Origin of the sequence: Lysinibacillus sp. NPDC093190 (assembly GCF_050280425.1) — a bacterium.
Taxonomy (GTDB): domain Bacteria; phylum Bacillota; class Bacilli; order Bacillales_A; family Planococcaceae; genus Lysinibacillus.
The window spans coordinates 1-12,055 of record NZ_JBNNVG010000021.1 but is presented as its reverse complement, the minus strand read 5'-3'; the positions used below and the strand labels follow the sequence as shown (position 1 = coordinate 12,055).

The 12,055-nt window shown below is 37.6% G+C and carries 10 protein-coding genes and 1 tRNA gene; 3 read left to right on the top strand and 8 right to left on the bottom strand.

All coding sequences use genetic code 11. From position 1 onward, the window contains the following. Positions 1–66: 66 nt before the first annotated feature. From ACQKOF_RS16295 to ACQKOF_RS16280, 4 genes are all read right to left on the bottom strand, one after another. On the bottom strand, positions 67–2,340 hold the full coding sequence (locus ACQKOF_RS16295) for a S9 family peptidase (RefSeq protein ID WP_427559135.1): 2,274 nt from the start codon (positions 2,338–2,340) through the stop codon (positions 67–69). A 179-nt stretch (positions 2,341–2,519) separates the two neighbouring features. Continuing rightward, complete coding sequence (locus ACQKOF_RS16290) at positions 2,520–4,796, bottom strand: S9 family peptidase (RefSeq protein WP_427559133.1); 2,277 nt, start codon at positions 4,794–4,796, stop codon at positions 2,520–2,522. 158 nt (positions 4,797–4,954) lie between these two features. After that, complete coding sequence (locus ACQKOF_RS16285) at positions 4,955–5,719, bottom strand: TPM domain-containing protein (RefSeq protein ID WP_427559130.1); 765 nt, start codon at positions 5,717–5,719, stop codon at positions 4,955–4,957. Next, a complete protein-coding gene (locus ACQKOF_RS16280; RefSeq protein WP_427559127.1) occupies positions 5,719–6,300 on the bottom strand; it encodes a LemA family protein in 582 nt (193 codons plus the stop codon). The genes ACQKOF_RS16285 and ACQKOF_RS16280 overlap by 1 nt, the downstream gene beginning before the upstream one ends. A 196-nt stretch (positions 6,301–6,496) precedes the next feature. On the opposite strand from ACQKOF_RS16280, the gene ACQKOF_RS16275 reads away from it, so the two are divergent. Beyond that, on the top strand, positions 6,497–7,111 hold the full coding sequence (locus ACQKOF_RS16275) for a spore coat protein (protein ID WP_370042643.1): 615 nt from the start codon (positions 6,497–6,499) through the stop codon (positions 7,109–7,111). A 66-nt stretch (positions 7,112–7,177) separates the two neighbouring features. Here ACQKOF_RS16275 and ACQKOF_RS16270 read toward each other — a convergent pair whose 3' ends face one another. The 4 genes from ACQKOF_RS16270 to ACQKOF_RS16255 all read right to left on the bottom strand — a co-directional run bounded on the left by ACQKOF_RS16270 (position 7,178) and on the right by ACQKOF_RS16255 (position 10,207). After that, a complete protein-coding gene (locus ACQKOF_RS16270; protein WP_427559124.1) occupies positions 7,178–7,900 on the bottom strand; it encodes an amino acid ABC transporter ATP-binding protein in 723 nt (240 codons plus the stop codon). Next, a complete protein-coding gene (locus ACQKOF_RS16265; protein WP_427559121.1) occupies positions 7,897–8,601 on the bottom strand; it encodes an amino acid ABC transporter permease in 705 nt (234 codons plus the stop codon). Before ACQKOF_RS16265 ends, ACQKOF_RS16270 begins: the two co-directional genes overlap by 4 nt. 250 nt (positions 8,602–8,851) lie before the next feature. Beyond that, entirely contained in the window at positions 8,852–9,646 is a 795-nt protein-coding gene (locus ACQKOF_RS16260; protein WP_427559118.1) for a basic amino acid ABC transporter substrate-binding protein, read from the bottom strand. Positions 9,647–10,132: 486 nt separating this feature from the next. Continuing rightward, positions 10,133–10,207 (bottom strand) — tRNA-Arg (locus tag ACQKOF_RS16255). A gap of 465 nt (positions 10,208–10,672) precedes the next feature. Between ACQKOF_RS16255 and ACQKOF_RS16250 the strand changes: the two genes are divergently transcribed. Further along, complete coding sequence (locus tag ACQKOF_RS16250; protein ID WP_427559115.1) at positions 10,673–10,942, top strand: hypothetical protein; 270 nt, start codon at positions 10,673–10,675, stop codon at positions 10,940–10,942. An 89-nt stretch (positions 10,943–11,031) separates the two neighbouring features. Further along, complete coding sequence (gene clpP / locus ACQKOF_RS16245) at positions 11,032–11,613, top strand: ATP-dependent Clp endopeptidase proteolytic subunit ClpP (RefSeq protein WP_370048401.1); 582 nt, start codon at positions 11,032–11,034, stop codon at positions 11,611–11,613. Positions 11,614–12,055 lie beyond the last annotated feature (442 nt).

The window sequence follows — 12,055 nt, the reverse complement described above, 5'->3', positions numbered from 1 at the left end:
AAGAACAATTTAGAGTCTTCAACTAGAAAAGACTGTGCAAGAAATTTATGCACAGTCTTCTTTATATTATTTTTTCAGGTGACTATCTAAGAATTTTAGCATTGCATTATAGAATTCAATGCGGTTTTCTTCATTATGGAAACCATGGCCTTCATTATCTTTCAGCATGTACTCCACATCAACGCCTCTTGCACGTAATGCTTCAACGATTTGATCGGACTCAGCCTTATTTACACGTGGATCATTTGCACCTTGAGCTACAAATAGCGGTGTTTTAATTTTATCCACATGGAAGACAGGTGAAGCTGCTGTTAATAGCTCCTTATCCTTCTCTGGATGTCCCACACGCTCATAAAGCATTTCACGCATTGTTTCCCAATATGGAGGAATTGTGTTTAATAGTGTAAAGATATTCGATACACCAACATAATCCACTGCTGCTGCATATAAATCTGGTGTATAAGTGATACCTGCTAAAGTTGCATAACCTCCAAAGGATGCACCATAAATTCCGATGCGTTTAGGGTCTGCAATACCTTGGTCGATTGCCCATTGTACGCCATCTGTAATATCATCCTGAATTTTTAGACCCCATTGCTTATTACCAGCCTCAAGGAATTTTTTCCCGTATCCAGCTGAAGAACGGAAATTCATTTGTAGTACTGCATAACCACGGTTTGCTAGTAATTGCGTCTCAGGATTAAAGCCCCACATATCACGTGCCCACGGACCACCATGTGGATTGACGATAAGTGGTAAGTTTTTAGCCTCTTTGTTTTTCGGTAAAGTTAAATAACCGTTAATCGTTAAGCCATCTCGACTCTTATAGGAGATTGGATGCATTTCTGCAAGCTCCGCTGGGTTTAACCAAGAGCTTAATGTTGCCAATTCTTTTAATTCGTCTGTTGTTGAATCGTAGTAATAATATTTTCCGTAAACAGTGTCACTAGAAACACTAACAATGAATTTTGTCATTTCTTTGTTGTAATCATTAATGCCTAATTCACTTTCTTGAATACCTAATTTGTTTTGAATTTTACGGAATAGTTTTTCAAAGTCCTCGTCAAAGAATTGATAGTGTGCTTTATCTGTTATATATCCACCGTATAATAATTTATCTTTCTCAGGACTGTATAATACACCCATTACATCCACTTCTGAGTTGGACATAATTACTTCTTCATTACCTTCTAAATCATATTTCACCACTTCTACTTTATCTCTTCCTTTATTAGAAGTTGCGAAAATATGTTTATTGTCTTTAGAGAAAGCAAGTGGCATTACTTCATCTCCTGCTTTCATTTCAATAAATGGTTTGAATTCATCTTTCTCTGAGTCACGGTAAAGGATAGTTCCTTCTACACCATCTGAAGCAACTGCCATACGTACATTTCCATCATGATCTGCTAACCAACTTGAAATATTACCCGGGTTTTTCGCAACATGTGTAGTTTCTCCAGTCTTCACATTAAGCTTGTACACATCAAAGACTTTTGCATCTTCTTTATTCATCGTAATAAGGATTTCGTCTTTAACGCCCTGTAAATCACTTAATAACCCAACTGTTACATTCGGATATGGCGTTAAATCCTTTTCCTCATTACCATTAAATGTTGTTGAATAAATGTGGAAGTTTTCATCGCCACCTCTATCCTTTACATATAGTAAATTATCATCTTTCCAGAATGACCCGGCTATATCACGATCCGTTGAGCTAGATACACGTACTGGCTCACTATCATCATTCATTTTCTTTACGAACACATTTGAACGATTTTCCCATGCAGATTTATAAGTAATGTAATTTCCATCCGGTGAAAGTTGATAGCCCACGCTCCCTGGGTTTTTCATGAAATCTTCGACGGAAATTTCTTTCACACCTTCATTACTCACACCGTTTTTCACATTTTTAGCATTGTTTAAAATTTTGACCGCATCTTGTTTAGTAATCGTTTCACTATTCGAAAGACCGTTAAATAAACCTAGCTTATTTGCTTTTTCTTGATACTCAGCAAGCGTTGCTTCTTTTTCCTCTTTATTTAACGCTCTTACTAAAATACGGGACACTTCATCACGTTTAATATGTGCACTTAAATCTTTTAATTCTTCGCCTTTTACCCATTGATCAATGATTTGCTGACGCATTGTCTCTGATCCATGTTGGAATGTTAGGGCTGTTACAGTTAAATTTAGAAACTCCTTAGCAGATAGACTTTCTTCTTTAACTTCTACTTGACTGCTAGTTTCATTGGCAGCGCGAACTTCCTGCATAGATACTGGAATGACTGCAGATGTTGTTAAAATAACCGCTAACGATGCTGATAAAAACCTTTTCTTCAAAATGATTCCCCCTTATATCAGTACGTATTGTATAATTTGTAAATACAATGAAATTATAACAATTTTGGTGTGTTTGTCAATTGTTGGTTCATATGATAAAAAGAGATATTCTTTATAATAGGACCTTAAATAATAAAAGACTGTGCAAGAACTTACTTCCTGCACAGTCTTCTTTCTTATTATTTTTTTAGATGGCTATCTAAGAATTTTAGCATTGCATTGTAGAATTCGATACTGTTTTCTTCATTATGGAAACCATGGCCTTCATTATCCTTCACCATGTACTCCACATCAACGCCTCTAGCACGTAATGCTTCCACAATTTGATCAGATTCAGCTTTGTTTACACGTGGATCATTTGCACCTTGAGCTACAAATAACGGTGTTTTAATTTTATCCACATGGAAGACAGGTGAAACGGCTGTTAATAGCTCTTTATCCTTCTCTGGATCACCTACACGCTTATAAAATTGGTTACGCAACGTGTCCCAATACTGAGGGATTGTATTTAAAAATGTAAAGATGTTGGATACACCTACATAGTCCACTGCTGCAGCATATAAATCTGGGGTATACGTAATTCCTGCTAAAGTTGCATAACCTCCAAATGATGCACCGTAAATACCGATGCGTTTAGGGTCTGCAATACCTTGGTCGATTGCCCATTGTACGCCATCTGTAATATCATCTTGGATTTTTAGACCCCATTGTTTATAACCAGCCTCTAAAAACTCTTTTCCATAGCCAGTTGAAGTACGGAAATTCACTTGTAGTACTGCATAACCGCGGTTTGCTAGTAACTGTACCTCTGGGTTAAAGCCCCACGCATCGCGGTACCATGGACCACCGTGTGGATTGACGATAAGTGGCAGATTTTTAGCCTCTTTGTTTTTCGGTAATGTTAAATAACCGTTAATCGTTAAGCCGTCACGACTCTTATATGAAATTGGATGCATTTCTGCAAGCTCCTCTTGTTTTAACCAAGGGCTTAACGTTGCCATTTCTGTCATTTCATCTGTTGTTGAATCGTAGTAATAATATTTTCCGTAAACAGTGTCACTAGAAACGCTGACAATGAATTTTGTCATTTCTTTGTTGTAATCATTAATACCTAATTCACTTTCATGAACACCTAATTTGTTTTGAATTTTACGGAATAGTTTTTCAAAGTCCTCGTCAAAGAATTGATAATGTGTCTTATCTGATACATATGCACCGTACAATACTTTATCTTTCTCAGAACTATATAATACACCCGATACATCTACTTCTGAGTTAGACATAATCACTTCTTCATGACCTTCTAAATCATATTTAACTATTTCTACTTTGTCTCTTCCTTTATTAGACTTCGCCAAAATATGTTTATTGTCTTTAGTGAAAGCAACTGGCGTTACTTCTTCTCCTTCTTCCATTTCAATAAATGGCTTGAATTCATCTTTCTCTGAATCTCGATATAGAACAGTGCCTACTACACCATCTGAAGCAACTGCCATACGTACATTTCCATCACGATCTGCTATCCAGTTAGTAATGTTACCTGGGTTTTTCGCAACATGTGTAGTTTCACCAGTCTTTAGGTTAAGCTTGTACACATCAAAGACTTTTGCATCCTCTTTATTCATCATAATAAGGATTTCGTCTTTAACGCCCTTTAAGCTACTTAATAACCCTACTGTTACATTCGGATAAGGTGTTAAATCCTTTTCCTCATTACCATTAAATGTTGTTGAATAAATGTGGAAGTTTTCATCGCCACCTTTATCCTTTACATATAGTAAATTATCATCTTTCCAGAAGAATCCCCCAATATCACGATCCTTTGAATTGGATACACGTACTGGCTCGCTATCGTCATTCATTTTTTTCACGAAAACGTTTGAACGATTTTCCCATGCAGAAGCATAAGTAATGTAATTGCCATCTGGTGAAAGTTCAAAGCCGACGTTTCCTGGATTTTTCATAAAATCTTCGACGGAAATTTCTTTCACGCCTTCATTATTGCTTACACCATTTTTCACATTTTTAGCATTGTTTAAAATTTTAACCGCATCTTGTTTAGAAATCGTTTCACTATTTGACAGACCGTTAAATAAACCTAGCTTATTTGCTTTTTCTTGATATTCTGCAAGTGTTGCTTCTTTTTCCTCTTTATTTAAAGCTCTTACTAAAATACGTGCCGCTTCATCACGTTTAATATTCACACTTAAATCTTTTAATTCTTCGCCTTTTACCCACTGATCAATGATTTGCTGACGCATTGGCTCTGATCCATGTTGGAATGTTAAAGCTGTTACAGTTAAATTTAGAAACTCCTTAGCAGATAAACGTTCCTCTTTTACTTCTACTTGACTGCTAGTTTCATTGGCAGCGCGCACTTCCTGCATAGATACTGGAATGACAGCAGATGCCGTTAAAATAACCGCTAATGATGCTGATAAAAACCTCTTATTCAAAATGATTCCTCCTTATATCAGTTCTCGTTATATCGTTTGTTGATACAATAAAATTATAGCAATTTTATCCTTATTGTCAATAATTGATAGCAATTAAACAAAATTACCTTTTAAACCAGTAAAAAAGTGAACTTCGCTAAGTTCACTTTTTGAATATATTAAAATTTCCGACTTGCTCCTCCACCAGCAGATGAGCCTCCTCCGAAGCCGCCAAAGCCACCACCCCTAGAGCCGCCGCCTCCGAAACCACCTGGAAATCCACCCGGAAAACCGCCACGTCTACCAGAACGAGGCCCGCCTCCTCTACCATTAGAAATAAATGTATAAACAATAAGTACTATAATAACGATTAAAATAATCATCCACGTTGGCATTCCTTCATTGTCAGCTGTATTCTTAGGCATCTCTCCATCCCAATTGTATTCCTGCGCGACGGTTTGAAATACTTCAGCGTACGTAGCTTTAAATGCCTTATCAATATCTCCAGCACTTGCATTTGGATAAAATGCTGAATCCAAAATGCGCCCCAACTTGCCATCAGGTAATGCTCCTTCGAGACCTTGACCTACAGCAATGACGACATCATTATTGCCATCGCCCTGCCCAAACGTTGCTAAAATTAATACACCATTATTCTTTTTGGCATCACCAATACCCCAAGAGCGAATCATTTTTGTTGCATACATTTTTGGTTCTTCACCGTTAATATTATCCACTGTTACGATCATAATTTCAGCACCTGTACCTTTGTCTAGCTGCTCTGAATGATGATTGAGCTCTTCCTTCACGGTTGAAGATAAAACATTGGCAAAATCATGAATATACGTATTTTTCATTGGTGTCGGCATTGCGGCATCTGCCATTCTTATAGATAAAATAAACATGATACCAACAATAGCAAGTTGGATTATAAACCGTTTCATTATTGTTTACCTGAACTGCCAAAATCTATAGATGGTGCCTTTTCAGCACCCGCAGCAGCTTTAAAGTATTCTTTCTGCTCAAAACCAAACATCCCTGCAATTAAATTGCCTGGGAAACTTTTGACCGTTTTATTAAAAGCCTGCACTTCATTGTTGTAGTCTTCTCGAGCAACAGCTAAGCGATTTTCTGTCCCAGCTAATTCATCCATTAATTGACGGAAATTTGCATCTGCTTTTAAATTTGGATAATTTTCTACGACTACTAGCAGTCGACTAAGTGCTCCGTTCAATGCATCATTGGCGACTGCCTGTTCCTTTGGACTATGTGCACTTCCCATTTGCGCACGCGCCTCTGTAATACTTGTGATAACTTCTTTCTCATGGTTGGCATATCCTTTTACAGATTCTACTAAGTTCGGAATCAAATCGTAGCGACGCTGTAGCTGATTTTCAACCTGAGCCCATTTCGAATCAACGCTTTCCTCGGCCGTTACAAGGCTATTATATTTTGGAATAAATAGTAAGGCCAATACAACTAAAATAATAACGATAATTCCTATAGGTCCAAATATTTTTTTCAATTTTAAAACCTCCTTCGCTTTCTTTTAGCTACCATCCATATTTTGGTGATAAACCTTTCTTTATTCTTACCACTAATGTGCAGCAAAAAAACATCTCTATTCTACATATATGCAAATGCATTAATACCGTATGAAATTTTTCTAACGTGCCATACTTAATACTGTAACAAACTATGATATTTAGGAGGCGCTTTTTTTGACACAATCGTTTCATAACGAATCATCAAATCAAACATCATTCAACCAACAACAAAGCCCGAATCATGGTGGACATGAGCAAATGGATTTGCATGAAACAATCGGTGCAATCATTGCTTGTATGAATCAATCCATTGTTTTACGTCCACAGGTTAAGGACACAGAGTTGCTTAGCATTTTGGATCGCCAATATAATTTCACATTAGGCATGTATAACACTATTGTGGAATCTTATAACACAGGTCATGATCCTTCGGTTCCTACAGGTCGCTATCAAATGGAGACAGGAAATAATTTTAAATATGGAATAAATCCGGGCCAACCTAAAAAGCCGATGCAAAATGCAAATGAGCTCAATGATGAAGCTATTTCAGGCTTCTTACTTGGCGCTCAAAAAGGTGTGGCAAAAGGTATGACTGCAGCAGCAACAGAAACTACAAACCCTGTTGTCAGACGTGTTATTGCAGATAGTATTCCCAACTGCATTGAAATGGCATACGAATTATCTATTTACCAAAATATGCATGGCTATTATCAAGTACCTCAATTTTCTCAACAGGATATGCAAACGATGCTTAATGCATACAGCACTACAACAAATCCCCTTCATTAATGATAAAAAACAAGAGCAGTCCCATATGTGGTGCAATATCACAAGGGGCTGCTCTTATTTAATGAACTATAAAACTTTTCCTAAAAATGCTTTTGTTCGTTCATTTTGTGGATTACTAAAAATATCCTGAGGAGTTCCCTCTTCGACAATATAGCCACCATCCATAAAGACAACACGATCTCCAACTTCACGGGCAAAGCCCATTTCATGTGTTACTACTATCATGGTCATACCTTCAGCCGCTAAATTTTTCATTACATCTAAAACTTCTTTTACCATTTCGGGGTCTAGTGCCGAAGTAGGCTCATCAAATAAAATAGCTTTTGGTTTCATCGCTAACGCACGGGCAATGGCCACTCGTTGTTGCTGACCACCTGAAAGCTGCTCGGGATAGTTATAAGCCTTACTATCAAGACCGACCTTTTTCAACAGCTCATGTCCAAGTGATTCTGCTTCTGTCTTACTCATTTTTCGGATTTGCATCGGAGCCATCGTGACATTATCTATGACTGTCATGTGCGGGAATAAATTAAATTGTTGAAACACCATGCCTACTTCTGCACGAATAGCATTAATATTTGTTTTTGGCTCGTTAATCTTCACATTCTCGATATAAATTGCACCATCTGTTACTTCTTCTAGCATATTGATGCAACGTAAAAACGTACTTTTACCTGAGCCTGATGGACCTATAACACAGACAACTTGCTTTTCCTGTATTTCATAATCAATGCCCTTTAACACTTCTAGTTTGCCAAAATATTTGTGTAAATTCTCAATTTTAATCATCGTGTTTCCCGCCCTTCTGCCTTACGAGGGACATAGCTATTACTAAGTCGTTTTTCGACAAACGCTACAATCTTTGTTACTCCATACGTTAAAATTAAATAGAGTAACGCTGCAACAATATATGGTTCCCAAAAACGGTAGCTAGCTCCGGCAACGATCTTACTTGCATATAAAATATCTGGTGCCGCAATAACAGTTACTAAAGATGAGTCTTTTAATAAAGCAATAAATTCATTACCTAACGGCGGAATCATACGTCTAAAAGCTTGTGGCAAAATAACTTTTCGCATCGCTTGGTTATGTGTTAAGCCAAGAGAACGAGCTGCCTCCATTTGCCCTTTAGCAATACTTTGAATACCCGCGCGGAAAATTTCTGCATTATATGCCGCACAGTTTAAGATAAGTGCCGTAATCCCGGAAACCAGGTAACCTAATGAATGTCCAAAAATGGTCGGTATCACCGCTAAATGAATTAATAATATTTGTACGAGCATCGGTGTCCCACGGAATAAATCTACATATAGCTTACATGGCCAATAAACCCATTTTCTCGTCGATAATTTTCCAAGTCCTAAAAATAGTCCTAAAAGAATTCCGCCAAAATAACCACTAAGTGTTAAAATTAGCGTCACACCAATACCTCGTATAAACATATCTCGGTAGTTCCAGACTATGTCCCAGCGTAAGTCAAAGATGTCCATCCGAAAACTCACTTCCCCTTCAAAAATTAAATGAGGAGTTGTCTAAAAGGTCCTTCATAAGAAATCTAGCATATTTGTAATATAGTAAAAATCCGCATCAGTGTGCTCCTGTCGCAAAATCAGTTTTACAACCCTCTCAGCTGGGTCTTGTCCTCTTTTTTCACGTAGGAGTCTACGCGGATTTTTACCTTATATCAATATATAGAATTTCTTTATTTCTTTTAGGACAGCCCCATCATGCAGTCGTTTATTACTTAAGGTCTTTACCTGTAATTTCTTTATATTTACCGTTCTCTTTAATTTTTTTCAGACCTTCATTTAATTTGTTTAAAAGTTCCGTATTCCCCTTTTGAACCATAAAACCATAGTATTCTTTTTCAAATGCATCATCTTCGATTACTTTAAGCTTCTCTGTTGGATGAGCTTTGATATATTCATAAACTACCGCATTATCACCAATCGTAGCATCCACGTTGCCATTTAGCATTTCTTTGATAGCAACCGGCTGATTTTCAAACGCCATAATATTTGGACTTGAATCACCTTGTAGCTTTTTCGCAGCTTCATGACCTGTAGCATTAATTTGTACTGAAATCTTTTTATCCTTTAAATCAGCTAATGATTTAATCTTGGAATCTTCTTTTACAACGATTAATAATTGAGATTCATAATATGGCTCTGTAAAGTCAAACGTTTCTTTACGCTTTTTATTAATAGAGATCCCTGCTGCACCGATATCTGTTTCCCCATTTTTAACAGTTTGGAAGACAGGCTCCCAGCCAATATTTTGCCACTCTACTTCAAAGCCCATTTCATCTGCAATCGCCTGCAAAATATCGAAATCTAATCCTACAATATTTCCTTTATCGTCAAGCGATTCGAATGGTGCAAATGTCGCTTCTGTTCCTACCTTATAAACTTTCTTACCATTTCCATCTTCGGATGGCACGCTACCGGACGATGTCTTGTCCTTTGCGCCACACCCTGCTAGAACTAGCACAAATGCTGCTACGACTACCAGTAACATAGATAAACTTCTTTTCATAGCTCTCCCCCTAATTCAATTATTTCCCGAAATACAATTAATATTTTTATCAATTCGGAAATATTAGACTATTAGGTCAATTATAGTAACATTATTCTTTTTAGACAATAACATTTCGCATAAAAATTTATTCCATTTGGTTTATCTAGAATAAAACGGTATTAAAAAAAGAAAATAGCACCAATTATGAATATTTATACATTCACAATCGGTGCTAAAGTTAGATATATTTTGCAAAAAAAAAAAGAATCCCCTCAGATAGGATTCTTTTTTTCGACTAGTATAACTAGTCTTCACGTACGGTATGTTCACTAAAAAATAATTTGGAGTTGTTGCCTTTTTGAAGGTTTGAAAGGAACAAATGCGGGAATAATGCCTATTAGGCAACATTCCCATTATTTACCCTCTCTTTTCCCCACTAAGCAGGCTGCTAAACTACTTATTAGGAGAATTGAGTTTTAAAAGTATATCAAATAATCAGTAAAATGGCGCCCTCGGAGGGAATCGAACCCCCAGTGCAAGAACCGGAATCTTACGTGTTATCCATTACACCACGAGGGCAATTGAACACAAAAAAAAAGTACTCACCCTTGGCTTTACTAAAAGCATGATGTAGATAACCCTCATTTGAAGCATACCTGACAAAATAGTGTACTGTACTTTAACTTATGTGACCTTACCAATTATACAAACCTATTGCCCATAATTCAACTATAGAATGCAAAACATTTAAACTTTTTTTATCTTCATCCAGTAAGTGTCAAAACACCTACTAAAAAAAGGAACTCAGGCTAAGAACTTCACATCCTGTGAAAACACCTGCGTGACCAACATTGTTTATCTGAGCGAAAGCGATACGGCAGCGGCAAATGTTTTCTGTAGTGAAAGCAAAGCGGCATCTACAATGGGTTGTCTGTGCGAAAGCAAAGCGACTGCTACAATGGTTTGTCTGTGTGAAAGCGAAGCGACTGCTACAATCGTTTGTCTGTGCGAAAGCGATGCAACTGCTACAATGGGTTTGTCTGTGTGAAAGCGATGCGACTGCTACAATCGTTTGTCTGTGCGAAAGCGATGCGGCAGCTACAATCGTTTGTCTGTGCGAAAGCGATGCGACTGCTACAATCGTTTGTCTGTTCGAAAGCGATGCGGCAGCTACAATCGTTTGTCTGTGCGAAAGCGATGCGGCAGCTACAATCGTTTGTCTGTTCGAAAGCGATGCGGCAGCTACAATTACGCCAAGGCGAAATTGATTTAATTTATTTCACTTTAACAGGGTTAATATTTGACCTTCCCTGACTATAATGTGTATGATAAGGTTACAGCTGAAATACAATGAAAATTTTCAGCAAAAGTATTCGAATTTAGTTTTTTAAGGAGGATTTAACATGAATTTAATTCCTACAGTTATTGAACAAACAAGTCGTGGTGAACGTGCGTATGACATCTATTCACGACTGCTTAAAGACCGTATTATCCTATTAGGAAGCGCAATTGACGACAACGTTGCTAACTCAATTGTTGCTCAACTTCTATTCCTACAAGCAGAAGATCCAGAAAAAGATATCTTTCTTTACATTAACTCACCAGGTGGATCTATTACTGCTGGTATGGCAATTTATGACACAATGCAAATTATCAAGCCACAAGTACAAACAATTTGTATCGGAATGGCAGCATCTATGGGTGCTTTCCTACTTGCTGCTGGTGAACCTGGTAAACGTTTCGCATTACCAAATGCAGAAGTAATGATTCACCAACCTCTTGGCGGTGCACAAGGTCAGGCAACTGAAATCGAAATCGCTGCAAAACGTATTTTATTCTTACGTGAAAAATTAAATGGTATTTTATCAGAACGCACTGGTCAACCACTTGAAGTCATTGCAAGAGATACAGACCGCGATAACTTCATGACTGCTGAGCGTGCAAAAGAATACGGCTTAATCGACCAAATTATGGATCGTAAATAAAAAATTAAAGGCATCCCAGATTTATTTCTGAGATGTCTTTTTTTGTTCGACATCAAATTTATGTACGGTTTGATGGGGCTATCCACCATTTGACTTTTATTTCCGTCGCTCTGACTCTTCTTTCCGTCGCTCCGGCCTTTCTTTCCGTCGCTCCGATTCTTCTTTCCGTCGCTCTGACTCTTCTTTTCGTCGCTCTGGCCTTTCTTTCCGTCGGCTGCTCTTCTTTCCGTCGCTCTGACTCTTCTTTCCGTCGGCTACTCTTCTTTCCGTCGCCCTGACTCTTCTTTCCGTCGCTACTCTTCTTTCCGTCGCTTCGATCATTGAAGCGCGGGCGTTCGCTATTATTTGGTTCTAAGTCAAATGTTGGGGTGCACAAATCTTTCAGCACGTTAACCCAGATGAACCCCGATTTCTTTATACTTTAAATTTAATAAGATTTTTG